General features: G+C 41.5%; 23 protein-coding genes. 10 read left to right on the top strand and 13 right to left on the bottom strand.

The window, feature by feature from the left end:
• Window positions 1-14 precede the first annotated feature (14 nt).
• The 3 genes from V7K30_RS08215 to V7K30_RS08225 form a co-directional block, all read right to left on the bottom strand.
• Window positions 15-809, bottom strand: a complete 795-nt coding sequence (locus tag V7K30_RS08215) for a DUF3598 family protein (RefSeq protein ID WP_334998612.1) — start codon at window positions 807-809, stop codon at window positions 15-17.
• A 33-nt stretch (window positions 810-842) separates the two neighbouring features.
• Complete coding sequence (locus V7K30_RS08220) at window positions 843-1,208, bottom strand: Lin0512 family protein (RefSeq protein ID WP_334998712.1); 366 nt, start codon at window positions 1,206-1,208, stop codon at window positions 843-845.
• Window positions 1,209-1,434: 226 nt separating this feature from the next.
• Complete coding sequence (locus V7K30_RS08225; protein ID WP_334998613.1) at window positions 1,435-1,803, bottom strand: Crp/Fnr family transcriptional regulator; 369 nt, start codon at window positions 1,801-1,803, stop codon at window positions 1,435-1,437.
• A gap of 499 nt (window positions 1,804-2,302) precedes the next feature.
• On the opposite strand from V7K30_RS08225, the gene V7K30_RS08230 reads away from it, so the two are divergent.
• Entirely contained in the window at window positions 2,303-2,683 is a 381-nt protein-coding gene (locus V7K30_RS08230) for an endonuclease domain-containing protein (RefSeq protein WP_334998614.1), read from the top strand.
• Window positions 2,684-2,835: 152 nt separating this feature from the next.
• Here the strand turns inward: V7K30_RS08230 and V7K30_RS08235 are convergent, their stop codons facing one another.
• Window positions 2,836-3,051 carry a hypothetical protein gene (locus V7K30_RS08235; RefSeq protein ID WP_334998615.1) on the bottom strand — a complete coding sequence of 72 codons (216 nt, stop codon included), beginning with the start codon at window positions 3,049-3,051 and terminating at the stop codon, window positions 2,836-2,838.
• Between the two features lie 177 nt (window positions 3,052-3,228).
• On the opposite strand from V7K30_RS08235, the gene V7K30_RS08240 reads away from it, so the two are divergent.
• Window positions 3,229-3,666, top strand: a complete 438-nt coding sequence (locus tag V7K30_RS08240; RefSeq protein WP_334998616.1) for a hypothetical protein — start codon at window positions 3,229-3,231, stop codon at window positions 3,664-3,666.
• A 328-nt stretch (window positions 3,667-3,994) separates the two neighbouring features.
• A complete protein-coding gene (ileS, locus tag V7K30_RS08245; protein WP_334998713.1) occupies window positions 3,995-6,952 on the top strand; it encodes an isoleucine--tRNA ligase in 2,958 nt (985 codons plus the stop codon).
• Window positions 6,953-7,519: 567 nt separating this feature from the next.
• Here ileS and V7K30_RS08250 read toward each other — a convergent pair.
• Both V7K30_RS08250 and V7K30_RS08255 read right to left on the bottom strand, forming a co-directional pair.
• On the bottom strand, window positions 7,520-7,756 hold the full coding sequence (locus V7K30_RS08250) for a hypothetical protein (protein ID WP_334998617.1): 237 nt from the start codon (window positions 7,754-7,756) through the stop codon (window positions 7,520-7,522).
• A gap of 329 nt (window positions 7,757-8,085) precedes the next feature.
• Window positions 8,086-8,970, bottom strand: a complete 885-nt coding sequence (locus tag V7K30_RS08255) for a ParA family protein (protein WP_334998618.1) — start codon at window positions 8,968-8,970, stop codon at window positions 8,086-8,088.
• Window positions 8,971-9,229: 259 nt separating this feature from the next.
• Here V7K30_RS08255 and V7K30_RS08260 point away from each other — a divergent pair, with 259 nt between their 5' ends.
• On the top strand, window positions 9,230-10,405 hold the full coding sequence (locus V7K30_RS08260; RefSeq protein ID WP_334998619.1) for a homospermidine biosynthesis protein: 1,176 nt from the start codon (window positions 9,230-9,232) through the stop codon (window positions 10,403-10,405).
• Between the two features lie 106 nt (window positions 10,406-10,511).
• Here the strand turns inward: V7K30_RS08260 and V7K30_RS08265 are convergent, their stop codons facing one another.
• From V7K30_RS08265 to fabG, 3 genes are all read right to left on the bottom strand, one after another.
• On the bottom strand, window positions 10,512-12,419 hold the full coding sequence (locus tag V7K30_RS08265; protein WP_334998620.1) for an adenylate/guanylate cyclase domain-containing protein: 1,908 nt from the start codon (window positions 12,417-12,419) through the stop codon (window positions 10,512-10,514).
• A 110-nt stretch (window positions 12,420-12,529) separates the two neighbouring features.
• Complete coding sequence (locus V7K30_RS08270; protein ID WP_334998621.1) at window positions 12,530-12,850, bottom strand: hypothetical protein; 321 nt, start codon at window positions 12,848-12,850, stop codon at window positions 12,530-12,532.
• Between the two features lie 681 nt (window positions 12,851-13,531).
• A complete protein-coding gene (gene fabG, locus V7K30_RS08275; RefSeq protein WP_334998622.1) occupies window positions 13,532-14,227 on the bottom strand; it encodes a 3-oxoacyl-ACP reductase FabG in 696 nt (231 codons plus the stop codon).
• Window positions 14,228-14,442: 215 nt separating this feature from the next.
• Here fabG and V7K30_RS08280 point away from each other — a divergent pair, with 215 nt between their 5' ends.
• The 3 genes from V7K30_RS08280 (at window position 14,443) to V7K30_RS08290 (ending at window position 18,378) form a co-directional block, all read left to right on the top strand.
• Complete coding sequence (locus V7K30_RS08280; RefSeq protein ID WP_334998623.1) at window positions 14,443-15,786, top strand: P-loop NTPase fold protein; 1,344 nt, start codon at window positions 14,443-14,445, stop codon at window positions 15,784-15,786.
• Entirely contained in the window at window positions 15,737-17,674 is a 1,938-nt protein-coding gene (locus V7K30_RS08285; RefSeq protein WP_334998624.1) for a tetratricopeptide repeat protein, read from the top strand. Before V7K30_RS08280 ends, V7K30_RS08285 begins: the two co-directional genes overlap by 50 nt.
• 83 nt (window positions 17,675-17,757) lie before the next feature.
• Entirely contained in the window at window positions 17,758-18,378 is a 621-nt protein-coding gene (locus V7K30_RS08290; protein WP_334998625.1) for a Uma2 family endonuclease, read from the top strand.
• A gap of 15 nt (window positions 18,379-18,393) precedes the next feature.
• Here the strand turns inward: V7K30_RS08290 and V7K30_RS08295 are convergent, their stop codons facing one another.
• On the bottom strand, window positions 18,394-18,849 hold the full coding sequence (locus V7K30_RS08295) for a hypothetical protein (protein ID WP_334998714.1): 456 nt from the start codon (window positions 18,847-18,849) through the stop codon (window positions 18,394-18,396).
• Window positions 18,850-19,006: 157 nt separating this feature from the next.
• On the opposite strand from V7K30_RS08295, the gene V7K30_RS08300 reads away from it, so the two are divergent.
• Together V7K30_RS08300 and V7K30_RS08305 are read left to right on the top strand one after the other, a co-directional pair.
• Window positions 19,007-19,366 (top strand): VOC family protein, encoded by a 360-nt coding sequence (locus V7K30_RS08300; protein WP_334998626.1) that lies wholly within the window; start codon window positions 19,007-19,009, stop codon window positions 19,364-19,366.
• Between the two features lie 104 nt (window positions 19,367-19,470).
• Window positions 19,471-20,811 carry a recombinase family protein gene (locus V7K30_RS08305; RefSeq protein WP_334998627.1) on the top strand — a complete coding sequence of 447 codons (1,341 nt, stop codon included), beginning with the start codon at window positions 19,471-19,473 and terminating at the stop codon, window positions 20,809-20,811.
• 123 nt (window positions 20,812-20,934) lie between these two features.
• On the opposite strand, the gene V7K30_RS08310 is transcribed toward V7K30_RS08305, so the two are convergent.
• Window positions 20,935-22,116, bottom strand: coding sequence for a hypothetical protein (locus V7K30_RS08310; protein ID WP_334998628.1), 1,182 nt, complete (start codon window positions 22,114-22,116; stop codon window positions 20,935-20,937).
• Window positions 22,117-22,798: 682 nt separating this feature from the next.
• Between V7K30_RS08310 and V7K30_RS08315 the strand changes: the two genes are divergently transcribed.
• Window positions 22,799-24,415, top strand: a complete 1,617-nt coding sequence (locus V7K30_RS08315; RefSeq protein WP_334998629.1) for an ArnT family glycosyltransferase — start codon at window positions 22,799-22,801, stop codon at window positions 24,413-24,415.
• Between the two features lie 387 nt (window positions 24,416-24,802).
• Here V7K30_RS08315 and V7K30_RS08320 read toward each other — a convergent pair whose 3' ends face one another.
• Complete coding sequence (locus V7K30_RS08320; RefSeq protein WP_334998715.1) at window positions 24,803-25,825, bottom strand: zinc-dependent alcohol dehydrogenase; 1,023 nt, start codon at window positions 25,823-25,825, stop codon at window positions 24,803-24,805.
• A 117-nt stretch (window positions 25,826-25,942) separates the two neighbouring features.
• Entirely contained in the window at window positions 25,943-26,128 is a 186-nt protein-coding gene (locus tag V7K30_RS08325) for a hypothetical protein (RefSeq protein ID WP_118166720.1), read from the bottom strand.
• Window positions 26,129-26,169: the final 41 nt, after the last annotated feature.

Consider the following 26,169-nt stretch of genomic DNA (forward strand, 5'->3'; position numbering starts at 1 on the left):
AACTGTTTTAGCTACTAATCTTGCAACCGAAATAACTCAGAAATCAACAATATAAATGTACCGGAATGATCGTATTTAGCTGTGAGGCGTTTATACTCATTTTCTGCGACTAGCTTACCGGCTACTATCTCAAACTCCTCTCCCACACGCAAATTTTTAGGAATATTTACAACGACACCATCGGGTAAGTAGAAAGTATCATTTTTCCCATTGGTAGGGTCTAAAATCATCTCGCTAATTTCTTCTGCATCGGAAATTTTTAAATCAGAAGTGATAGATTTTTTTGTGCCCATCCAACTTCCTGACAAACTGGTTATTTCCGCGCTTGTTTTGCTGTTGGGAAAACTATTTAAATGTTCGCGCAGATGGAGAATTTTCTCTAAATCACCATTTTCTGTATAGATACTACCTATGCTAGTATTCCAATCTTTATGCTTTAAAAATAACTCAACTGAGAAACTACGTCCCGATTCCAGTTTTCTCTTAACCCAAGTACTGGAACCATAATCAACAAGAGCTAATGCCCTTTTAGATGGGTCTGCTGGATGCAATAATCCATCAGGCTGATTACAAGTTTCCTTCTCAATTTGCCATTGTTTTTCTAGCATCCTCCCGTCTGGTGAAGGGAACTGATTTGTGTGAGTAATGACCGTTTTATCGGCATTGGAACGCAAATTTCTAATACCTTGAGAAGACTTGATGACTTCTTTTTCTGGGGAGTAAACAGTCCATATACCATACATAGACTGGCCTTCTCTGGTCAGGTATCCAAATAATTTTTCCCAGTGTTGCTCTTGGAGATGTGTCATTTTATTAAGTAAATGTTGCAGCTTTGACCTCAGCTACTCATTTTCGATCAGAACTGTAACAGCTGCGATCGCAATCAACATTTCGTCATTTTTATCATTGAGTTCGGGAATCGCCCGCCCTTGAACTATCATCCCCCCAGATTCTACGGTGAGAGTTTTCCGACCAAATGGTAGTACAGCTAGTACCTCTTCTTCTCTAACTTGTTCTGGGTATGGCACTGCTACCTGAACCTCTATAATCATTTCATTGGGGTGACTTAAACCGGCAACTTCCCAAACACCAGGTAAAGCATTGTGAGCGATCGCATTCCGTACCGCCCTAGATGCTGCTACTGTTGGATCTTGTCCATGCTGATCGATTCCCATCCCCATCTCGATAATCAACCGTTTACGCGCCATTGCTACCTCCGGTAAATTTTGCACCTTTCACTTTATCTTTCTATTGGATAGCAATACAGGAATTCTCCGATGAATGAAATACATCATTAAAGAAGTCAGAAGTCCAATCTACAGTTATCCTGACTTCTGACCTCACCTTGCCAGAGCATACATAAATTATGGTCTTCAGGAGAGAAGCTAAGAGTAGCAGCAGATTTTTAGTTTTGGTTCTGCCTCCTGAGGTGATTTAGAGCATACGCTGCAAACGACTCAGACGCTCTGAGTAACTTTTCATCACCTGTACGGCAAACATAGGTGTTTCCTGAACGGCAAAGAGAAACCCTTCTTGATAAAGGAAACCTAGTTTGGTATCCACCTTGGCAATAGCTGTGTAATTTCTATTTTTTACTCCTACAAGTATTCCAGCCCCAAAAACTTCGCCCGTTTCAATGGTTTCTACAACCTTGCCATTGACTACTATATCTACCTGTCCTTCCAGAATGCCGTACATTTTATCACCAGACTGTCCTTCTTCAAAGATGACTTCGCCTGCTGAAAATGCTTTAGGATCGGGTTGTTTTTGAAAGATACTGACTGTTATTACAGGACTTAGCATTAGAGCAACCCCAAAATTATTTGTTTTTAAACGAAACCTTTAGATAGCTTTAGGCGAACCCAAAAAAGTATACTACTTTATGTTGGTTAACTCTCAATCTCCACAAAATTCCTGATTAGTCCCCTAATCGTCTAAAAACCTTTCCCTGGTTTTACTAGGCAAAACCGTCCCTCTCCGAGTCGGAGCTACGGTGTACGCACAAATCTTCTAGAGTTGCGCTACAGGCTTTTGATCCCCCCAACCCCCTTCACATGAATTACCCCTCTCTAACCCTCCCTTGTAAAGGGGAGGGAACAAGATTTCTTATTTCCCCCCTTGTAAAGGGGGGATTAAGGGAGGCTTTTGATCCCCCCAACCCCCTTCACATGAATTACCCCTCTCTAACCCTCCCCTTGTAAAGGGGAGGGAACAAGATTTCTTATTTCCCCCCTTTACAAGGGGGGATTAAGGGGGGTAATCCAGGGAATAATAAGCACATTCCAGGAATATGAAAACGCTGATGACAAAACTGTATAACCAAACCTCAGAAAAGCAAAAACGGCAAACTCTCAGAAACAATATGCCCCCATCTGAAAAAATAGTGTGGGCAAAACTTAGAAATCAACAAATTGAAAGCTGTAAATTTCGCAGACAATACAGTATTGACAGATTTGTAGTGGATTTTTATTCTTCGGAATTGAGACTTGCCATAGAAATTGATGGTGATAGTCACTATCAAGATGGAATTCCAGAATATGACCGCGATCGCCAAGCATTTTTGTCATCAAAAGGTACGAGGATTTTGAGATTTACGAATCAAGAAGTTTATCAAGATATTGATAGTGTGGTGGATAAGATTAGCGAAGTTATTTGTAGGTTGAAGGAAGTTACCCCACCCTAACCCTCCCCTTATAAAGGGGAGGGAACTAGATTTCTTTTTTCCCCCCTTTCTAAGGGGGGATTAAGGGGGGTAATTCGACTTGTGTACACCGGAGCTTATAAAAAGGAGGAATTAGATGTTCTAATTTTTTCTTTCTAATGTTGATTCGGCGTTCACATTTGTTGATTCGGGGTTCGCATTTGTTGATTTAGCGTTCGCATTTGTTGATTCGGCGTTCGCATTTGTTGATTCGGCGTTCGCATTTGTTGATTTAGCGTTCGCATTTGTTGATTCGGCGTTCGCATTTGTTGATTTAGCGTTCGCATTTGTTGATTCGGCGTTCGCATTTGTTGATTCGGCGTTCGCATTTGTTGATTTGGCGTTCGCATTTGCTGATTGCACTTATTCTCAAACAACAAATCGATATGAAAAATGAGTAAAAATACAGATAAACTCGTAATTATTTAGTTTAACTTTTAATGAAATAAATCCACAAAACTACCCATCTCAGGCAAAAGGATACTCCACTATGTTGAAAAAGGAATTCTTAAAAAAAAGGATATCTCATGTCTTTAAGAACTCGTGGTTCTGCTGCTGTTGACAAAGCCCAACTTCGTCTCGCCTTGCTTAAATCCGTTGATGAAAATCTGGATTTAGGACATGGATTAACCATTGAAGCCTACAACCACTTCGTCAACACTACCCGTGCGACGTTAGAAGCTCATAACACGCTTGTGTCTAATCTTGAAGAATCGCGTAAAACAATAATCCAGATGGATAAAGCCCTCTCGGAAATGTCTGAACGAATGCTGAGTGGAGTTGCAAGTGTCTACGGCAGAAACAGTATACAGTATTCCAAGGCTGGCGGCTCTAATGGAAAAAGAAATAAACAATCTAGTTCAAAAGCTGCTCCAATTGTAGCGGTTCTTGCCAGTCAACCTGCTCAAGCTGCAATTGCGAATGCGTCAATTAACGGTAACGGTACAACTCCTTTGCTGCAATAATCCACAGACTGCATAAATCTAGTGCCGTGTCAAGGCTAAATTTGTGCATTAAACGTATGTTGGGTTTCCTTACGTCAACCCAACCTACGTTTAATCCATCTGAATTTTATAGTGGCGATGTCTACGACGGGCTATGACGCTCCTGCGTCGCTAACACTACGCTATCGGTGTCGCCCTTGTGGAATCCTATCTTTTATTTACAACTTTATTAACGAAAATTCAATACAGGGAGAGGTTTCTCGAACTCACGTTAAAATAGCGAATTTTGGTTTTCATGCCATCTTCTATAATTGATAAAACCTGCACACCTAATTCTAGGCATGAGACTGTGACCGAATCAGGAAAGTACAAAGATACTGTAAACCTACCCAAGACTAACTTTGAGATGCGGGCAAACGCCATCAAGCGTGAGCCTGAAATCCAAAAATTTTGGGAAGAAAATAAAATTTACGATCGCCTCTTTGAAAATAACCCCGGCGAATTATTTATACTGCACGATGGGCCTCCCTACGCTAATGGCTCACTCCATATTGGTCACGCTTTAAATAAAATTCTCAAAGATATTATTAATCGCTACCAACTACTACAAGGGCGTAAAGTTCGCTACGTCCCTGGTTGGGATTGTCACGGGTTGCCAATTGAGTTAAAAGTTTTGCAGAACATGAAGTCAGGAGAACGGCAAAACTTAACGCCTTTACAACTGCGCCAAAAAGCGAAAGAATTTGCCCTAACTACGGTAGATAACCAGTGTCAAAGTTTTAAACGCTACGGTATTTGGGGTGATTGGGACAACCCTTATCTAACTTTGAAGCCGGAATATGAAGCGGCGCAAATTGGCGTGTTTGGTCAGATGTTCTTAAAAGGCTACATCTATCGCGGTTTGAAGCCTGTTCACTGGAGTCCGAGTTCTAAAACCGCTTTGGCTGAAGCTGAGTTGGAATATCCAGAAGGTCACGTTTCCCGCAGTATCTATGCAGCTTTTCCAATCACAGGTTTGGCGTCAGCTGTAAAACCACTGTTGGCGGAATATTTGTCAGATTTGGGTGTGGCTATCTGGACGACTACACCTTGGACAATTCCGGCGAATTTGGCGGTGGCGGTAAATGCAGATTTAAATTATGCAGTGGTGGAAGTGGAACCCCACCCCCCAACCCCCTCCCCGCAAGCAGGGAGGGGGAGTGAGGAAGTGGCTTCCCCCTCTCCGTTAACGGAGAGGGGGACTGAGGGGGTGAGGTTTCGCTATCTCATCGTTGCTGCTGATTTAGTGGAACGTTTATCTTCAACGTTGGGAGTTGAGTTAACTGTAAAAGCCACGTTTAAGGGGAATGATTTAGAACATACTACTTACCGTCATCCTTTATTTGACCGGGAAAGTCCGATTGTTGTGGGTGGTGATTACATTACTACTGAATCGGGTACTGGGTTGGTACATACTGCACCCGGTCATGGTCAAGAAGATTACATCGTTGGTCAGCGCTACGGTTTGCCCATCCTTGCGCCAGTGGATGACAATGGCAATTTTACCGAAGAAGCGGGACAATTTGCGGGGTTAAATGTGCTGGGTGATGGGAATCAGGCGGTGATTGATGCCTTAAGTGCGGCTGGTTCTTTGTTGAAGGAAGAAGCATACCCCCACAAATATCCCTATGATTGGCGGACGAAGAAGCCGACAATTTTCCGCGCTACCGAACAATGGTTTGCTTCCGTGGAAGGATTTAGAGAAGAAGCATTAAAGGCGATCGCCACGGTAAAATGGATTCCAGCCCAAGGTGAAAATCGGATTACGCCAATGGTGGCGGAACGTTCCGATTGGTGTATCTCTCGTCAACGTGCTTGGGGTGTACCCATTCCCGTTTTCTACGATGAAGCTACGGGAGAACCACTGCTGAATGAAGAAATTATCAATCACGTCCAAGGAATTATCGCAGAAAAAGGTTCTGATGCTTGGTGGGAACTCTCAGTTGAGGAGTTATTACCAGAATCCTATCGCCAAAATGGCAAGTCTTACCGCAGAGGTACAGACACAATGGATGTATGGTTTGATTCTGGCTCATCTTGGGCGGCTGTCGTCCAACAGCGTCCAGAGTTACGCTACCCTGCTGATATATATTTGGAAGGTTCCGACCAACATCGGGGCTGGTTTCAGTCAAGCTTGCTCACCAGTGTAGCAGTGAATGATATTGCGCCTTACAAAACTGTGCTAACTCACGGCTTTGCTTTGGACGAACAAGGGCGGAAGATGAGCAAGTCAGAAGGAAATGTGGTTGACCCAAATACAATTATTGAAGGCGGGAAAAATCAAAAATTAGAACCAGCCTACGGTGCAGATGTATTGAGATTGTGGGTATCATCGGTTGATTACTCCGGCGATGTCCGCATTGGTAAAAACATCATCAAGCAGATGAATGATGTTAGAGGCAAAATTCGCAATACGGCGCGGTTTTTGTTGGGTAGCTTGGATGATTTTGACCCGGAAAAAGATGCAGTAGCTTTCGAGGAATTGCCAGAACTTGACCGTTATATGCTGCACCGCATCAGCGAAGTGTTTGAGGAAGTCACTGAAGCCTTTGAGAGTTTCCAATTCTTCCGCTTTTTCCAAACAGTGCAGAATTTCTGCGTGGTGGATTTATCCAACTTTTATTTAGATGTTGCCAAAGATAGGCTGTACATCAGTGCAACCAATGCTTTCCGCCGTCGCAGTTGTCAAACGGTGCTGAAAATAGCTTTAGATAATCTAGCACGAGCGATCGCTCCAGTATTATGCCATACTGCCGAAGATATCTGGCAATATCTCCCTTATAAAACACCTTACAAATCGGTGTTTGAAGCTGGTTGGGTGCAGGTAGACCAAAAATGGCGTAATCCAGAATTAGCGGAATCTTGGACAGAGTTACGAAAAATTCGCGATCAGGTCAACAAAACTCTAGAAAAATATCGATTGCAAAAGACAATTGGATCTTCTTTAGAAGCGAAAGTTGTGGTGCATGTTTTTGATGAGAGATTGCGTCAACGTTTACAAGCTCTCAATCTTAATAATACTCACGGCTCAGTTGAAAAAAGTAATGGTGTAGATGAGTTACGTTATCTATTTTTAGCTTCTCAAGTAGAAGTTCCATCTGAACCCATTTCTGTGGAAGGAGACGATGCTGAAATATATGTTCAGGTTTACAAAGCAGATGGGCAAAAATGCGATCGCTGTTGGAACTACTCCACCCATGTGGGAGAATCAGCAGAACATCCCCTAATTTGCGATCGATGCGTTGCAGCCTTAGCCGGAGAGTTTTAAAAGCAAAAATCCCACAGCGCTTTCAGATTAGAAGTCACTAACTCACAAATGGCTAAATGCACTTTAGACATCTGGTGAGTTCGACAAACCTCTCCCTGCCTTGAATTAAAGTTTAAGTCTGTCCGGTTTTACGTAGTAAAAACTCTTAGAAGTTTTTTGATTTAGCTAATTAGACGGACACTATAGCAATCCGATTTGATTTCTGAAATTATTTGCGTAGGCTGGGAGTAGGGAGTAGGGAGTGGGGAGTAGGGAAGAAGCCTCTTTGAGTTGTACTGAGTTTTTTCAAAAATCAAATATGAGTCCTATATAGCGTTTCCTAATGACATGAAGTACATCATAGCCCCCTATCGAAGAGCGGGGGGGGGGTTGGGGGTGGGGTTCTTGTACCTCACTCAAGTGAGAACCGCTATATATGACAATACGGTTCACTTAAGGATAATTGTAGGTTGGGTTTCGTCCCTCAACCCAACCTACGCAAGTTAAAGTTTTTGGCTTTAACCCAAGCGTATTGCACTATATGAGCCGTCGAATTCGCGTTAAATATGCCATTAAATCAGGTTGCAGTCAGCGCCTGAAATAGATATTTTGCCCAACACACATTATGTTGATAATGATCGTGCCAAAAAACCAAACTAACATCGCTTTAGGCCCTAACGCTGCATGAATAATGGGGGCAGTACCAATCCATCCCACATGACCCGTTAAGCCAAAGCCCCAGGTTTCGAGATAACTCAGAGTCCGTGGTAAGCGTATTACCAAGTGCTGATTTTTCTCTTCCTGTACAGAATTGTTAGTAACCATTGTTTCTTAGTTAAATTTACTGAGCTTTTCACTCAATAGCTGAATCTCGCTGCACATATAGGACTCCTATTTGATTTCTGAACAGGTTTTAGGGCAAAATCTTTCTTGGATATAGATTTCAGTCTCAGTATGTTTTCAAAATTCAAACCGGATTCCTATAGCTTCAATATAACTGCTGAATTTATGGAAAGGTAACTTACTTATTACTACCTTTGATTTTTGCACACAATAAATAGCAACCCTAATTGATTTGGTAAAATCGAAAAGTTCAGATTTCCGACTTATTTAAGAAGCCGGAAATCGTATTATCTACGAATGGTTTAGCTTTGCTATAGCTTTTGTAACAACTCCTGAGTTAACTGCAAGAAAGCTTTTGAGCCAGCTGATTGGGGAGCAATTAAAACAGCTGGCATAAAACTATCAACAGCCTTAGCAACATTGACATCAACTGGGATTTGTACCTTACAAATTTTTTCTATACCAAAATCTTCAACAACACGATGCATCACTTGTTTATAGTATCTGCCAGTGAGAAGGTTAGCGCTGGACATGCTGAATACAATTCCCAGCATTTTTATATCTATTTTGCTTTCATGTCCGTGACTGTCTTTTAATTGGGCAATGCGTCTTTCCAGCAGTTGAATACCTACTACAGATAAGGGTTCTGGTTTAGCAGGAAGGATGTAGAAATCGCTGGCGGCTAAAGCGCTACGAGTCAATAGATTATAGCCAGGGGCACAATCGAGAAGGATAAAATCATATTCTTGACGGACTGGTTTTAAGATGTTATTAATCAAGACTCTTTCAAAGCGATTCCAAATCATTTCAAAGTCTTGCTCACCCAAAGCAGTTGCTTGTTGATGCAGCATTTCTGACACAACAAATTCATCATACAAGTCGATATCTCCTGGTAATAAATCCAGTCCGGGAAGATTACAAACCGGGGATTGAATGATATCTTGAATTGTCAGTTTTGCTTGTGGGTTTGGATTGATAACTTCGTCTATCAGATACCTAAATGTCTTACTTTGTTTACGACGCTTGGCAAAATCTAAAGGCGACATCAAACTGAGTGTGGCGCTAATTTGGCTGTCTAAATCAAGGACAAGCACCCGCTTCCCATGATTTTTAGCTAAACAGGTAGCTAAGTTGACCGTGAGGGTGGTTTTACCAACGCCACCTTTCATATTTGCAGTAGCAATTACATATCCCATTGGTTGAGTCCTCTGTTGACACATTCCCATCTAGGTAGCGTATACCTATCTCGATCTATTAAATCTTCAATTAAATTTAATATTTTCGGGAACTCATTTCAGTGAGATTGCCTCAATTGTAGACGTTGAGCTAGGTGACACGATTTAATCTCAGCCGTTATACTGTTTTTTGATGAAATGGGCTAGTTAAATTGCTGTCACTTTGGTTGAAAGCTAGATAACATTAGATTCGGCGTGTTTACTGTTCGGGAGTGCCAAAATGTCTAAACAGCTGGGTCAAAAAATTGCCCCGACACCTATATCAAATGATATCAGTGTGGTGGATTTGATTGATCAATACTTCACCGCTTACAACTCGGCACGTTTGCGGGAAATCTGCCAACTTCTGAGTCGCGATGTGCTAACGGAAGGTGTCACGGTGGGAGTTAGCCTTTCCGGTGCGATGACGCCAGCAGGATTCGGGGTTTCAGCGCTTGCACCTTTAATTCGCAACGGCTTTATTGACTGGATGATTAGCACTGGTGCAAATCTTTACCACGATATGCACTACGGTTTGGGTTTTGAACTCTTTGCTGGTAATCCGTTTTTGGATGATGTGAAACTGCGCCAGGAAGGCACTATTCGCATTTATGACATTATCTTTGGTTACGATGTGCTACTGGAAACTGATGCGTTCATCCGCAAGATTCTACAAGGGGAAGCGTTTCAGAAGCGGATGGGAACGGCTGAGTTTCACTATTTATTGGGTAAGTATGTTCGGGAAGTAGAAAAGCAATTGGGTGTGGAGCATTCCTGCTTGCTGGCGACAGCTTATGAGTGTGGCGTGCCTATATATACGTCTTCTCCAGGAGATAGTTCAATTGGGATGAATGTGGCGGCTTTGGCTTTGGAAGGTTCGCAGTTGGTGATAGATCCATCAATTGACGTAAATGAGACGGCTGCGATCGCATATAATGCCCGTGAATCAGGAGGTAAAAGTGCGGCTGTAATTCTCGGTGGCGGTAGTCCGAAAAACTTTTTGCTACAAACTCAACCGCAACTTCACGAAGTATTGGGGCTAGAAGAACGAGGACACGATTACTTTGTGCAGTTTACCGATGCGCGTCCAGATACAGGCGGTTTGTCTGGAGCAACCCCATCGGAAGCCGTCAGTTGGGGTAAGATTGACCCGGAGGAGTTACCTAACACAATTGTTTGTTATACCGATAACACCATCGCTCTACCACTGGTGACAGCATACGTCTTGAATAAGTGCCAGCCTCGTCCCCTGAAGCGTATATACGACAGGCGAGAAGCGATTTTCGACAAACTGCAAAAAGACTATCTAGCAGCCAAAACCCGACCATCCGATCAGATTCCAGCAGCAGTGGCTGACAGTGCTGAAAAGCAAACAGCGACTTATCCCTGTGGTCGGCTGATTCCGAATGCTAATTAGGGAGTAGGGGAGCAAGAATTTTAGATTTTGGATTTTAGATTTTAGATTGAAATTTAATCCAAAATTTAAAATCCAAAATCCAAAATTGAATTGCCCTGTTTGGCCCTCATCCCTTTTGCCCAATCAACAAATAGGTTGTTATTTTCCCTTTGCTTTTAACTTCGATTTCGCCCCGTTTTTCCAATAAAAATTCATCACACAAACATTTATAAGTATCTTCTGTAACCTGGATTTTACCAATAATACCTTGGGATTCCATGCAGCTGGCGATGTTTGCCGTGTCTCCCCAGAGATCATAAGTAAACTTGTTGAGGTCGATTACTCCCGCGACTACGGAACCGCTATGGATGCCGATACGAATGCTGAAGTTTTGGTTATTCTCAGTATTAAATAGAGCGATCGCAGTTTGCATCTGGAGTGCCATTTGAGCGATCGTTTGAGGATGATCTGGGCGGCGTGTGGACAAGCCACCAACTACCATATAAGCATCGTTAATGGTCTTGATTCTCTGTAAACCATGTTGTTCGGTGAGGCGATCGAAAGCTGAGAAAATCGAGTTGAGTAAGTTTACCAGTTGAATTGCACTCACAGAAGCAGCAATTTCGGTAAAGCCGACAATATCTGCAAATAAAACTGTGACATCAGCAAAGTCTTCGGCAATGTTAGCTGGTTCTTCTTTCAAGGGTTTGGAGATTGCCGGTAGCAAAATCTTCAACAATAAACGTTCGGCTTCTTCTTGCTGATGGTGTAGCGCTTCTTCTGCTGCTAGTCGCTGGGTGACGTTGCGAAAAATGCCGCGAGTCGCAACTGGATGACCTTCGACAAATTTACAGTTAATATTACCTTCTAGAAAGATTGTTTCACCGTCTTTAGTAACAAATGCGGCTTTTACTTGATCGAACTTTTCTCCTGACAGCACGCGATAAAACCTTTCCCAACAGTCTTGCTTAAAGTCTGGATGTATAATATCAAAAACAGTCATATTCGCAATTTCAGCTTCGCTATATCCCAAAGTTTCTCGCCATGCACGATTGACATACAAAAAACGACCATAGGCATTGACGGATTGAATCAAGTCATTAGCATTTTCAAATAAATCTCGATATTGTTCTTCACTTTCTACAAGTGCATCTTCTGCTTGTTTACGTTTGATAAACTGGGCGATTTGACTACCAATAGAACCCACCATTTGCAATAGGTCTTTATCTTTTGGTTGTACGTCCCGGCTAAAGAAAACCATCACTCCTAAGATTTCACTATCCTCTAAGATGGGGAAGCCAAAAGCTGCGTGCAATCCAGCCTCGGCAGCAGGTTGCGATCGCTTTTTATCTCCATCTTCTGTGATATCTTTAATCCACAAGGGCAAACGTCTGATCCAAATTCGACCAGGTAAGCCAACACCGGGTGTATAGGTAGTTTGCCAGGTGATAGCTTTAAACTCTCGCACAGAAATTACTCGACTTGACCAAATTTCCACACACCTTAGTACTGCATTGATGCTGTGTCCCTCTACCGAAGTGCCAATATATTGACTTGGTGTCCAAAGTTCGCCTAAATCCCATCCCAAGTTTTGACAAATCGACTGCAAAATTTGTGGAATTACCTGCTTTACACTTTGGGATTCTGATAATATCCTAGTGATAGCATACTGGGTACTTGTACGCTGTTCCCGGTGCTGCCGAGCAGTAATATCCCGACCAATGTAGATAATATCTTCTAATCCTTTGATTTTTTTCGGAATTACTGAACAAGAAAAAGCAATCAACCGCTTTTCTCTAGTCTTGGTTCGACAAACTACCTCTAAATTCTGAAAATTTTTCCGAAAATAAGAATGCTGGTGAATGGCTTGGATTAATCCTTGATTATCATCAATTATCAGTGATATTGGTTGATTAATTAATTCTTCTTCACTAAAACCAAATAATTGTTGAGCAGCACGATTTACTTTCTTTATTTTTCCTAAATTACTGGTGATAAACAAAGCATCTGCTATTGAAGTAATTACTTGATCCATGTAATTTTTGTATGATATTAAAGCACTTGATAGCAGATTTATTTCATTAGTTTGCTGTGCTAAGTTTTGCTTTAAAACTAGCCTAGCGGTAACATCTTCAATCAAGACAATTAATTTATTTTCATGCTGTTCGCTGATGATATATCTATATATAGATGGATGTTATACTCTGAACCTCGTTCGATCGCTTGTAATTCAAACAGTTCACGCTCCCCATGCAGGACAGCTTTTAAGATATTTTCTAGCCCGATAAATTTGGGAAAACTAAGCCGGACATCTTTTCCCCGAATCACTTCCTCAGGACGTTTTGCAAACCGTTGCACTTGCTCGGATGTATCGATGATGAGGAATTTATCATCCAGTTTTAAGTGTTCAAATTTACGTGGAAAAGAAGGTTTGTTTAAAATCCGATTTAGTACTTGGTCTTTCATTGTGGTGTAGGAACAGGCTTAAGATTTATTTTGACAATGAAGATTTAGAGGGAAGAGGAGATTTCAAGGAATAGCAAGAGAAAACCTCAAGTTTTTGCTAGATGACGCTATCATCACACTGAGAATTAATAACTCAGTAATCAGAACTAGCAATTAACAGTTCAGCACCACTGATAATTCTTTTAGTTATTCTTTCAAATGTTTGATCAATATACAAGCCTGTTTGGGCGAAATTGGTAGAAGTTACTAATACTCAGTTTTCTTACTGAAATTGATATTAATTGATTAAGTGTGCTATTTTTTAACATCAACCCAGTATAGTTTGGGCGAAAATGACTAGTACACTGTGGCGTCAGTTTGGCTACCTTTAACAAGGAGCTTGAGCAACTTATCTGGTTAATTGAGATGGTAGGTGGATTGACACCGTGTTGTACTAGGAGCAACCTTTGGAGTTGCTTGAGCAGAATTAAGCAAGTGGGCATAAATAAGCTTGCTTAATATTTTTAATATATTTCTTTTGGAGGATTGACAAGTGAGTATAACATTGCTTTTTGAGCATCTTCTACTCAATAGTGGTCTTCATCTTTAAGTTTAATTCTATGTAGTATTATACAAAATGGTGAATTAGGTTAGTGTTACTGAATCCAAATTCACCAATAATGTAGATTTTGAGTATTCCAGCTAAATATTGCCGTAGACAGGAATTGCTGCACCTCGGATATCTTTAGCAGCTTCTGAAGCTAAGAAGCAGATTATTTGTGCCAAGGATTCGGATTTAACCCACTTGTTCGCATTTTCTGCACCCATTGCTTGACGGTTGTTGGGGGTATCAATGACGCTGGGAAGGACGACATTAGCAGTGATATTAGTATCTTTAGTTTCATCAGCGATCGCCTTTGTCAAAGCTACCACACCGGCTTTGGCAGCAGAATATGCTGCAAATTGTCCAGCAGGTTCGACAGCAGCTTTAGAACCTACTGTGACAATGCGTCCATAGCCATGTTCCAACATTTTTTTCAGGCTATATTTGCAAACCAAAAAAGTTGTATTCAAGTTGATATCTAATTCGCGTTTCCAATTAGAAAAACTGTATTCGTGGGTTTTTCCCATCGAAAATCCACCCACCAGATGAATTAACACGTCCACCCGTCCGATGCTGTTGATGAGATTTTCTACCGAGGCTTCCTCTTCAAGATTAGAGGGGACAAAGGAAAGTCTGACAAAATCAGCGGGTGAAAGAATTCCCTTGAGGCGTTCAATATCTTTGGGATTCCGATAAGGAATTGTCACCTCTGCACCTTGGGCGATAAGCAGTGGTGTCACGCCTAAACCTAGTCCACCAGTACCACCTGTGAGTAAAACTTGTTTGCCTTTCATCAGTTTTACATACTTGAAAGTTCATTTTTCAAGATAGCGCGATCGCAGCCGTCCGGTAAAAATTTTTCAGGATATATCGTTATCCAGGTTATTAATGTATAAGATATTACAATGAGGCATCAAAAAGTAAACTTTGATTCAGATGTAAAATCGCACTGCGATCGCCTAAAATTTAAGATTGAGAAAGTCATATTTATAAAGTTAGTCAAAACCCAATGAATCACCAGCGTGCTAATACTCTCAAAGCTGCATTTCAAGTTTGTAATGTTGAACCGCTAGAGGGTGCAGACATGGAGCGTTACTATGTTGATTTATCAGCAGTCCGCAAAACTTCAGCAATTGAGAGTGTTAGTACGATTTTAGACTTTCAAGAACCCGCAGATTTCAGCACAATTTTGTTTACCGGACATCGCGGCTGTGGCAAAAGTACAGAGTTAAAACGTATTCAGAACCAATGGCAAAAACAATATCACGTAATTTATTTAGAAGTTAACGAAGAAACAGATATTAATGATGCTAATTATACAGATTTATATTTAATTGTTATCAAAAAAGTAGAATTTGAGTTGCGGAAATTAGGTTTAAAATTTGATCCTCAACTTTTGGAAAACTTTGAATCTTGGTTTAAGGATATTACCAAAGAAACCGAAGAAACTGTGGAAAAGTCTGTCAGTGTTGAGGGAGAAGCGACTCTGAAACCAGAAGCTCCATTTATCGCTAAATTGATGGTCAAATTACTGGCACAGATTAAAGGTTCTGATAAGCAAAAAACTACTATTCGCCAAACTTTAGAAAAAGACATATCACGTCTGAAAGCAGATATTAACCTTTTATTAGGAGATGCCTACATTAAACTCCGAGAAAAATTCCCTCAATCTAAAGGTTTATTAATTATTTTTGACAACATGGATCGTGTACCACCAACGATTGCAGAACATTTATTTTTTGATTATGCGGCTCAGTTACAAGAACTAGATTGCACGATAATTTATACAGTTCCAATTTCTGTGCTTTGTTCCCCGAAAAACCCACTCAATCAGTTTGATGGGAATCCTCATATTGTCCCAATGGTGAATATTTATGAATTTGAACGCGATCGCTGTCATTTAAACTACAATCAAACCGGACTAGAAGCAGTCGCCAGCGTCATTGAAAAGCGGGTAGATATTGATGCTGTATTTGAATCTCGCCAGGAATTGCTAGATTTAGCAAAAGCCAGTGGAGGACATGTCCGCCAATTAATGCAGATGATGCGGACTGCTTGCCAAACTGCTAGTACTCGCAAACATCCCAAAATTATTGCCGAAGATATTATCTATGCTGTGAAACAACTGCAATTTAATTTTGAAAGGTTTATTCCTGAAGAACATTATGCGTTTTTAGCCCAAGTGTGTATAACCAAGAATGGTAGCAAAGATGATATTGGTCAGTTAATGCTGTTTAACAATTCAGTTTTGGAATACAACGGCGATAAACGGTGGAATTACCCCAATCCAGTGGTGAAGCAAAATGAATTCTTCCAGAAAGCCCTCGCATCCGCACTCGCAGCGCAACCTTAGCTCAGAAATCGGGCTGTTTATCGCGCTTAATCAAGAGATATTTGCTGAATTACTCACCTTTGTAGACTTTGCAGAAAAGTTTACGATTGGTTTTGTAGAAATTAATTTTCCCCCAGATGCAGAAATATTAGTTGAGGCGCTAAAGACAAATCCTGAGTGTCGAGATATTCAGTTTGTGACTATGAATTTTTCTGATGCCAATTTGCGATTTCTCAGGGATGAAATTGTCCAAATATTACCAACTCTTGAGATAGAATCTAATAAAAAACTAGTCTTGATTGTAGAAGGTTTAGAAAAGTCTATTGGCGTTTATGGAGACTACCCGCCAGTCTTACAAGACCTCAACTTTGTCCGAGATGCTTATAAAAGAACTGTTCCTCATCCGATTCTGTTTATTCTGCCAGATTATGCCCTGACTCGGTTAGCCAAATTTGCTCCTGATTTTTGGGCTTGGCAATCGGGGATGTTTCGGTTTCAAACACCTCAAATTACTAAAGATTATGCGATTAATGAGGCTCAAAATACTGAGAGAATTATAGACAGATTAGAACCTCCAGAAAAGCAAGAGCGGATCGATTTATTACACCGCCTGCTAATGGAGTATAAACCTACTGGACATCATCCAATAGGAGAAAACCTCCGCAACTGTACTAATATTTTGCATCAGTTAGGAGTTGCTTATCTGAGTAAGAGAGAACCTATCAAAGCTAGAGAATATTTAGAAGAAGCCGAAAAAATAGCTCATGAGTTTCAAGATTCCACCTTCCATGCTGAAGTTCTCAACACATTAGGAGAATCTTATTCTCAGCAAAGGCAATTTGATACAGCGATCGCTTATTATCAAAAATCTTTAAGTATTTCACAGCAACTTCAGAATCCTCGCGGCGAAATTGCTGCTTTGTTTAAACTGGGGAGTGCTTATCTAAACTTGAGACAATTTACACAGGCGACAATTTTCTATCAACAGTGTCTAGAAATTCAACAACAAATAGGCGATCGCTATTCTTCTGCCAGCATTTACCACCAGATGGGAATGATTGCTCAAGAACTGCGGGAATTTGAGAAGGCGCGGCGCAATTACCAACAAGCTTTGGCTATCAAAATCGAATTTGGTGATCGCTATTCCCAAGCTGTCACATACCACCAGTTGGGAATAGTTGCTCAAGAATTGCGGGAATTTGAGGAGGCGCGACGCAATTACCAACAAGCTTTGGCTATCGATATCGAATATGGCGATCGCTATTCTTCAGCTAGCACATACCATCAGTTGGGAAGAGTTGCCCAAGATTTGCGGGAATTTGAGGAGGCGCGGCGCAATTACCAACAAGCTTTGGCTATCACTATCGAATTTGGCGATCACTATAACCAAGCTAAAATATACCACCAGTTGGGATATGTTGCCCAAAATTTAGGGGAATTTGAGGAGGCGCAGCGCAATTACCAACAAGCTTTGGCTATCAATATCGAATTTGGCGATCGCTATTCCCAAGCCAGCACCTACCACGAGTTGGGAAGAGTTGCCCAAAATTTGGGGGAATTTGATAAGGCGCAGCGCAATTACCAACAAGCTTTGGCTATCAAAATTGAATTTGGCGATCGCTATTCTCAAGCCAGCACTTACCATAATTTGGGAATACTTGCCCAAGAATTGCGGGAATTTGAGGAGGCGCGGTGCAATTACCAACAAGCTTTGGTTATTAAAATCGAATTTGGCGATCGCTATTCCCAAGCCAGCACCTACGGTCAATTAGGAACGCTTGCAGAAGCAGAAGAAAACTACGCAGAGGCCAGGGTTCATTTGCAGACAGCGTTGGAGATATATGTTGAGTATAAGGATGAATATCGGGGAGCGATCGCACGGGAGGCGTTAGAGAGATTATCAGAGTGATAGGGTGATGTCAAATAGTTATATTTATATGCTCATAAGATAAGATTTCCGTATAAGTCAAGTAGTTGCCAAGGTAACAATTTATGACTCAAGCCATACCAAAACTAGTAACCTTTGAAGATTTTGCAGCGTGGCGACCCGAAGGCGGAAGATACGAATTACATGATGGCGTGATTCTTGAGATGGCACAACCAGTCGGAGATCATGAGGATATTGTTGGGTTTTTGGTTGAAAAAATTGCTGTTGAGTACGTTCGCAATCGTCTACCTTATTCCATCCCAAAAACAGCATTAGTCCAATCTGCTAGTAGCCAGTCTTGCTATTCTCCAGACTTGCTATTACTCAACCGTCCTGCTTTAAAATTAGAACCACTTTGGCAGAAATATTCTACGGTTAAATTTGCCGATTCCATTCCTTTAGTGATTGAAGTTGTTAGTACTAACTGGCGGGATGATTATCATAAAAAGCTAGGTGAATATGAGGAAATAGGGATAAAAGAATATTGGATTGTTGATTATTTAGCTATCGGTGGTAAAAAGTTTATCGGTAATCCTAAACAACCCACTATCTCTCTTTACCAATTAGTTGACGGTGAATACCAAGTTACTCAATTTAGAGGCGATGAGCGCATCGTCTCGCCTACTTTCCCAGAGCTAGATTTAACCGCCGAACAGATTTTTCAAGCTGGTGGATACCCTGCATAGTTGCAAGGTAGCACATCAGTTTGCTGGCGCTAGAGTTCCAGAATTGCCAACGGGTGATTCGGTATATTCGCAAAAAATATTCAAACCGATTTTGAGGATATATAAAACAATAACAGTTGCGATCGCTGGATCAATTGGCAAACCGTGTGCCGTGGCTACACCCACAAGGGAGATAATCAACCCTGTCAGCAAAGGCGAACTCCCTGGATTCTTCGTGTATTCTTTAAGTTGACCGCGAAAACCATCATCGCCACAGAGTTCCTCACGCAATACCTTTAGTGTTACTTGCCAAAGTGATTTACTTTGCTGCATCAACGGTTGCCCATTTTTCTCAATCCACAAATCCTCAAAAGCGGTTTCAACTTTGCCATTGTGTTTTTCCAAGTGATTCAAAGCGTGTTGTGCAGGGTCGTAATCTTGTAAAATCTCTCGTGCAACACTGATTTCTGTATGACTTAATTGAGCATCCATCATTTCTCCTCATTTTTTTGTTATTGGGCATTGGGCATTGGGCATTGGGCATGGGGCATTGGTTATTATTATTCTCCCCTGCTTCTCTGTTTCGCTGCTTCCCCCAAGGGTTCAAACTACGTCAAAATTTAGATAAACGCGATCGCACTTACTGACAATGCAGATTATCCAAAGTCTCCATACAGCAATTCTCGTGACTGACTTAGAACGCTCCGAACATTTTTATGGCAAAGTATTGGGATTATCTAAAATAGATCGTTCCCTAAACTACGCTGGTGCATGGTATCAAGTCGGCAACTATCAAATTCACCTGATAGTTGCACCTGCTGTCCCCACCGAAAACCCAAACGAAAAATGGGGACGCAACCCCCACGTCGCCTTCTCAGTAACTGACTTAGACGCTGCTAAACAAGAGTTGCTCAATCATAATTATCCCATTCAACCCAGTGCTTCCGGTCGCCCTGCTCTATTTACTCAAGACCCTGATGGAAATATTATTGAGTTGGGTCAGCAGTGAGGGGGAGTGGGGAGTGGGGAGTGGGGAGTGGGGAGTTAGGAGTTAGAAGTTATTATTTTCCTCTGCCAAATGACCAATGACAAATGACAAATGACAAATGACCAATGAAAATAATTGCCTACTCTTACACCAATCCGCTATTAGAATCTTCTCCCGATCAAGCCGATTGGGGATGGGAGGTGGATCGGGTTTATGAAGATTTGGGCAAGCAAGAGTCTTCTGGACAGGCTACGCGAGAGTCCTTTGGACACGCTACGCGATCGCAATTACAACAATTATTTGCCGATTGCCAAACTGAACCAGCAGATTATCTCCTGATTCGTCGGTTGGAAGAATTAGGGGATACTGTAGAGGAAATTAGCGATCGCTTGCATCAACTCGAAGCAATGGGAGTAGCGATAATCGCCACAGAACAGCCCTACACTTCCGAAAATTACCCTCTGGGCGCTGACTTGCTGAATTTGCTACACGCAATCCAACGTCAACAACGTAGTCGTCGCATCCGTGAAGGACACGCCCGTAATCGTCTCAATGTTACACCGCCACCTGGCAAAGTTCCCTACGGCTATCGCAGAGGTAAGGGAAAATATACCATTGACCGCAGTACTTCACCAGTAGTCAAAGATTTTTTTGAAGACTTTTTACTCTATGGTTCTCTGCGGGGTTCAGTTCGTTACTTGGCGAAAAAATACGCCAAAAAAATCTCTGTCACCACAGGAAGACGCTGGCTAACTAATCCAGTTTATCGCGGTAATACAGCTTACCAAAATGGTGAAATTATCTCCAATACCCATATTCCGATAATTTCTAAGGAAGAAGCAGCCCAAGTTGACCGACTTTTACGGCGTAACAGCCGTTTACCATCCCGAACTGCTAGTGCTAGGCGTTCTTTAGCCGGGTTGGTTGTCTGTGCTGAGTGTCAATCACACATGACAGTTACTCGTGTCACCCAACGCAATCAAGATAAGGAGTATCTTTATTTACGTTCTACTAGCTGTCCTCAACGCCCCAAGTGTAAGGCTATTCCCTACCAAGAAGTTTTAGAACATACAATTGAAACCGTTTGCCGTGAGTTACCCTTAGCTGTAGCGGGGATGAATTTTCCTCAGTTGGATGCAGTCAAGAATAGTTTAGGGCAAGCGATCGCTCGTCAGCAAGAAATACTTGCTCAGTTACCCGCTTTAATTGAAACTGGAATTTTAGATGTCCAAACAGCAAAGTTAAGGGCTTACAAACTCCGCACAGAACTTTCTGCACTCGAAGCAAAGTTGGCGACTCTTCCCCCAGTTAACTTGCGTTCTGTTGCTCAAGCTGTTTCCATACCACAATTTTGGTTAGATTTATCCGAAACAGAGCGACGATTTTACTTTCGAGAATTCATCAGGCAAATTGAGATTACTCTTCAGAATAAAGAACTAAAACTACAAGTTATTTTTATTTTTTAAGTTAAAGAGGCGGTTAGAAACAGGAGCATCTCAGCTTTGCAAATATACTCCAGGAATTTGAAACCCACGGAGGTGGGTTTTGTCTGTATAGCCGCGAATTCCATTCACCCTGGCTTAAATTGACTATTTCTGAGACTGTTGATCCCTAGTATACGCAACAGGTTTTGGCCCTGCATTCCGCACATTGATAACTTTATTGAGGATATCAAACCAAAAAGGCGCACCCATAGCAATAGCTAAACCACTCACTATCCAACCGCAAATTAATTTAAAACCCTGCCAACTTCTGATTAATAAGACGTTTCGACTATTCGAGTCTTTAGTATCTAATAGCTCAAATTGCTGATTGATGTTTTGCCATCCAATGGGTACAGAAGCATTTTCTAATAATTTCTCGATTTCTCTTCTGGCTTCTGGATCTTTGATATAATCGCTTCCTTTAATTGCACTTTGAGTAATAGTAGATCGGATAACAGAATCTTGCGACAGTCTTTTAACGAGGTGAAATGTATCAGTATTGGTTGATATGGCAATTGATATTCCAATTAAAATTGCAACTCCTTTGGCATTGCGTTTATAAACACCACTGGCTCGATCCATAGAGCGATCAAACCATGTTTCGACCTCATTTTTAAACTGATTCATTTCTTCTGTGAGGTCGCCAATCTTTATCCTACCACGTTGAGCAATCACAGCAAGACTCTTGATTAAATTATCGGGTACTTCATTAGTTAACTCATCATTAACAAAGTCTATCAATTTCTGGTCAATATCTCCATAAATTTTTTGAATCGTTTTATAACTTTCACTATTTTGATCATTAATACCTGTTTTAAGTTCTTTGTAAGATGCTAATATCATATGCAAATTAGTTTTAAATTCCTTACTAGGATGTTTCACATAATTAATCAGATGGGGAATTCTTAAGATATCTAATAAAGTAATGGCAAATGTTTCAGAAGGAAGATAGGAAGGGCCGCTTTGTTTTTTCCCTAGTCCTTTTTTGTCAATGCTTTTAATAATTTCCCGAAACTGCCTTTCTACTTTTTCCTTACCTTGTTGATTCAAGGTATTAATCAAAGGATCGTTATAAAGTGTCTCTACCAATTTTTTTGCCTTAGTAATATCTGATTCTTCAGTTTCGCTACCGCCTGCTAAAAGTAATTCAATTGAGTTTTTTAAATGTTTAGCTCTCCATTGTAAACATGTAGCAATCAACTCCTGAATTTCAGAAGCTAGCAGGCTCAAAATTAAGTAAATAAAAACTAAGCCGATAGTAATATCCACAACTACAGGTAAGTTCATTGACAGGCTCCCATTTTATAGCTGTTTATTATTCTAAAAGATGCTTTTACAAAATTGTATAATACAGATATTTTAATTAAACAATCGCTTCATTAAATTTAAAATGCCAAAACTTGCTAATTTTGAATAATTTTAATCAACAATCATCTCTATAAGAATCGTAAATTTTTTTGTAAGCTTAAAATATTATAGTCCTCTTGAGAGGAATGCAAGTTATTCGCCTCTGAATTTATTCTAAGGCGGGATGGGAACAAAACGAAAGATTGAAAAAATCTTGGTAATTACTATCCAAAAAAATTACAACTAATTCCTTTAAGTGTTCAGCATGATATTAAAAGCCTGTAGCAATTATTTCATATTTTTCAGAATTTAGCCCGATAAAACTAAGGAGATAAAATTTAAACTAAGCGTAACATTCAAAATAAAATACAAGTTCATTTACGGACTACTCAACAGGTAATAAATAATTGATTACCTGTATTATTTTTATCATTTTCCGGCTTAAATGTTCTTTAACTAACGAAGATAAATTTTTCAAAAAATAGCGCTAATTAAAGAAAATTGAGCTAATCTTGGAAACTAGCAATTGTTAAGAATATACGTTGCTACTGGGTGGCAACATTGGAGATTCGCTTTGGTCTCTATGTAATCAAACCAGCAAGTAAAATGATTACCAGAGAATATGCAAGAAGGAAGCTTTATTTGGAGTCATCTAGAAAAACAGCATCGCACGGTTGGCAAATGGATTGATTGGGTATGGCTAATAGTATTGCTGTTGGCAGCAGTGTTACTGTTTAGCATCAATCTGGGAGGATTGCCGCTGCGAGATTGGGATGAAGGGACTGTAGCACAGGTTGCTCGTGAAATTTGGCACGCCCCAGCAGGTTCAATGCGTTGGCTTTACCCAACGCTAGGAGGCGAACCATACTATAACAAGCCGCCTTTGATGCATTTGCTAATTGCTTGGGCTTATTCTCTAGGAGGCGAAAATGAGTTGACAACGCGCTTGCCTGGAGCAATTTTAACAGCGACATCTGTACCTTTACTGTATTGCATTGCTAGAGAGATATTTCGCCAACGTTGGGCTGCGATTTATAGCGCCTTGATTTATCTAACAATGCTACCTGTGGTGCGTCATGGGCGGTTGGCAATGTTGGATGGGGCGATGGTAAGTTTTTTGATGGTGATGATGTTGTGCGTGTTGCGATCGCGCCGGGATTTACGTTATTGCCTTGGTGTTGGTATTAGTTTTGGGTTGATTTGCCTAACTCAAGGACTGTTAGGTGTATTACTAGGTGCGATCGCGATCGCATTTCTGTTTTGGGATACGCCACGACTGCTCACCTGTTACTATCTGTGGATAGCAATCTTCATTGGCATTCTGCCTGTAGCTGGTTGGTATGGTGCCCAACTAATTCACTATGGTTACACTTTCGCCCAAATTGGCATTGTAAACCCATCACTAGGCCGAATTGGCTCATTTGTAGAGGGGAATTCTGAACCACCTTGGTACTATGTTATTGAACTTCTCAAGTACACATGGCCGTGGTTATTATTCTTACCGCAAACTGTCCGCTTAACCTGGGAAAATCGCAACCTTAGTTGGGCAAAACTAGTAATGGCGTGGAGTGGTGTTTATCTAGTGGTAATTTCTTTCATGATTACCAAAGTTCCCTGGTATTTATTCCCGATTTACCCTAGTTTAGCCTTAGCTTTTGGTATCCAGTTATCAGAGACGGAAAATTCGCCTTTACTCTCATCCTATCCCCGTGCTTGGGTTGCTGGTTTGGCGATACTTGCTATAGTCGCTTCTGCTGGTAGCATTTATTTCAGTTGGGGTACACCAAAAACAGACTTACAACTGATTTTTGCAGCAGTAGCTTTAACTATGACCTTAGCAGCTATTTTGGCAGAACGAGGCGACGGGCAATTTCTAAAGATTTTGTTTTGGGGAAGTTATATTTCGCTGCTGCTGTTAATGAAATCTAACTACTGGGTTTGGGAATTATCTGAAGCCTATCCAGTTAAACCAGTCGCCGCCATGATCGTGCGGGCAAATCCAGCTACGAAGAAGATTTACACATCTTTTCCCTACCATCGTCCCTCGTTGGATTTTTATAGCGATCGCACCATCATTCCCGCTTCTGTTGGCGAACTGGAATATTATTGGCACTACAACGGCCAACCCTATTTCCTGCTTCAGGCATCTGCTTTCAACAATCTCGAACTAGAGTCAATGAAGCTAATTGACCAAGCTGAAGGTTGGAAGTTAGTTACAAAAGATACTAATCGTCTTTAAGTTTAGGGTATTGGGTATTGGGCATTGGGCATGGGGCATTGGATATTGGGCATGGGGCACTTGTACTGAGCAACTTGTGCCGAGCGGAGCCGAGGTAAGCCGTTGGCGCAGCCTCTCGTAGAGAAGTATTGGGCATTGCATTGGTTTCTCGCACTCCCCTATCCTCACCCCAATACGCTTGGGTTAGCGTCAAAAATCTTAACCTGCGTAGGTTGGGTTGAGGAACGAAACCCAACATTTTCGAGGGTTTATTGGGTTTCACTTCCCTACGGGACGCTGTTCGCGTTCGTTCAACCCAAGCGTATTGACCCTCCCCCCTCATCTGAATTCAAGTCAATGCGCTATTGTTTGGCTAGACTCAGAGCATCTACTGTATTCTGCAAAAAACTAAGGAATCATCGCTACCTTAATTACCTGACGCGCTTTCATCTCACAAAACACCTGTTCTAAATCTTTTAATGGCCGCTGTTCACTAATAAGTAACTCAAAGGGAATTTTGCGACTAGCGATCAGTGCCAGCGCCTCCCGCACATACTCTGGTGTATTATGAAAAACGCCTTTGATAGTAAGTTCGCTGTAGTGTAGCTGCTCTGTATTGACGGTAATGCTGGTATCCCGTGGACATCCACCGAATAAGTTGACTGTTGCACCAGGACGGGCGCAGGCGATCGCAGTTTCCCAAACACTTGGTACACCAATTGCTTCAATCACCACATCTGCACCCCATCCTTGGGTGAGTTCTTTCACCACACTGGGAATATCCGAGATTTGATGATAATTAAAAGTCTGGGCTGCACCCAATTTCTGACCAATTTCTAGCCTGTGGTTATTACCTCCCCACAGCAACACCTCAGCTTTCCCACTCAACGCCGCCACAAACATCAGCCCGATCGCCCCATCTCCTAAGACGACTACTTGATCTTTGGCTTTGATATTAGAACGAGCTACACCATGCAATACACAAGCTAAGGGTTCCGTCATCGCTGCCAATTCCCACGGCAACTCATCGGGAATCTGCAACAAATTATGCTGTACTATCGGTGCGGGAATTTTCAAGTATTCGGCAAAAGTTCCATTATTCCAGGTCAGATTCGGACATAATGAATACTTTTGACGTTGACAAAAAAAGCACTTCATGCAGGGGGCGGAATTATTAGCGACAATGCGATCGCCTACTTGCCAATTTGTAACCCCTGTACCCAAGGCAACAATTCGCCCAGCACCTTCATGACCAAACAGCGTCGGCGGTATCAGCATTTTGGCATGACCACCACGCCGCCAGACTTTCAAATCTGTACCACAAGTTGTTGCTACCCCCACTTGGATCACAACTTCGCCAGCCGCCGGAGTGGGGTCAGGAACTTGCTCTAAGCGTAAATCTTCTTGACCATAAAGTAACGCTGCTAACAAAGCTTTAAACCTATCAATTAGCTCCATCCGATTTTATCAGTTGGAGCTAATTGATAGGTCTAAACAAATCAAGTATTGATTTTTAGTAGGCTTTTATTAATCTAAAATGCCGTAACACTAGGAATTCACCGCTGGCTGAGGAACCACTCCGGTATTCCGCGTTTCCACATTAGGCAAGCGAGTAGCAGTTAATAGCGGTACTTCTTGCCGGCACGACAGGCAAAACCAATATAGTTCACCATGACGGGCATGACGCAGGAGGGAACCACCGCAGCATGGACAGGTGTTGGCTCTCGTACTCATACCAATGTCCTCCTTGAAAAAATTATTGTTTAAGCTGGATA

The sequence above is a fragment of the Nostoc sp. genome, from assembly GCF_036917655.1.
GTDB lineage: Bacteria > Cyanobacteriota > Cyanobacteriia > Cyanobacteriales > Nostocaceae > Nostoc.